This is a genomic window from Mesorhizobium sp. WSM3860 (assembly GCF_002294995.1).
In the GTDB taxonomy this organism is placed as follows: Bacteria; Pseudomonadota; Alphaproteobacteria; order Rhizobiales; family Rhizobiaceae; genus Mesorhizobium.
Map to the genome: position 1 here is coordinate 1 of NZ_NSGF01000048.1, position 1,507 is coordinate 1,507.

Genomic DNA, 1,507 nt, shown 5'->3' on the forward strand with positions numbered 1-1,507 from the left:
CCGCGGAGGTTCTTGGAGTAGCCGGGTCGCAGGTGCAACACGCCGTGTCGCGAGAGCAGCAAGCCCGACAAGTCGCGCCAGCGCCGTTCGACCAGCACTTGAGCAAGCCGCGCGAGGCCCAGAACGAGCTGACAAGTACACTCGACAGGAGCAACCGCGTGAACAGCGGGGGCGTCACCATAAACACTGAACATTACACAGCGCTGTTGAGCCCAGGGGAGAGGCAGAGGGCCCTGAATACGCCGGAGGCCGCCATTCAGCAGCCGAGCGAAATCGGCAATTCAGGCCGCGTGCCGATGCAGCCCCCCATGCAACCGTTGGGTCAATTGCCATTGGAAGGGGTACCCGTTCAGGGCACAGGGTCCGAACACATTGGATGGCCGCATGCGGAGGCAACGCGCTTGGCAAGGTCTGAGGCACCCCCAGCTGCCATCGAGAACTCCATAGACGTCCCATTCGCCGTGCCCCAAAGGCTTCTCCCATGGGACTCAGACGCGATGCTCTCTTTCTTAGACCGCCATGCCCCCTTGCCGGTTGCTGGTCAGGCCTGGCAAGCGGGCTTCGAGCCGCACGGGGCCGAGCCGCGCCGAGCCGAACTTGTCGCGAGTGGCCCCCGTGCCACCGGTTATCCCCATCTGTCCGACGAACACCGGGACCTTATTGATAAAGCGATCGCCCACGCTGCGGCTCAGAAACAATATAACGCGAGCACGGTAAAAAAATATACGTCTGCACTTCGCCGATTGGTAAATGATCTCGGGGCTCGTGGCAAAGAGACTGACCTACGAAATCACCAATCCCTGGTCGACCACGCCGATGCTTTCTTTCCGAAAAACGATGAAATGAAGAGGGCGTTGAACGCCCTCCGTGTCTATCATGAGCCGGACTATTCGGCGACTCTCACGGCTACCCGCTATCCCCATCTGTCCGACGAACACCGGGACGTTATTGATAAGGCGATCGCCCACGCGGCGGCTCAGCAACACCATAGCGCGGCAACGCTCCGAATATACTCGTCTGCACTTCGCCGATTGGTAAATGATCTCGGAGCTCGGGGCCAAGCGACTGATCTAAAAGATCACCAATCCCTGGTCGATCACGTCGAAGCCTTCTTTCCGAAAAACGCTGGCATAACGGATATAAAGCCGGCGTTGAACGTCCTGCGTGCGTATCAAGAGCCCGGCTATTCAGCGACGGGCCGATGGCCAGTGACGGTGCCCTCAAAGGCAGACGCGCGCATCATAGAACAAGTGACAGGTGACAGCAGCCTGGCCTCCGGCACCCGTGTTGTCTATGGTCGTAGTCTTCGCAGATTTTCTGACGCGCTTGAGAGTCAGGGCCTGACGATCTCTGGGCTGGATCATGATTCGCGGATCAAATTTGCTGAGACGTTGTTTCCAGGCAATGATTATCTCCGCTTCGCGCTGGGACGGGTTCGCAATGCGGAGCCCGCGTCGGACAGGGTTCCCGAGGCCCGGAGGCTGTTCGATCAAGCTGACGAATCGCC

At 59.4% G+C, this 1,507-nt stretch carries 1 pseudogene; it reads left to right on the plus strand.

The window, feature by feature from the left end:
* Nucleotides 1-497 precede the first annotated feature (497 nt).
* Nucleotides 498-1,507 (plus strand): annotated as a pseudogene (locus CK220_RS31195) (hypothetical protein); the annotation flags it as partial.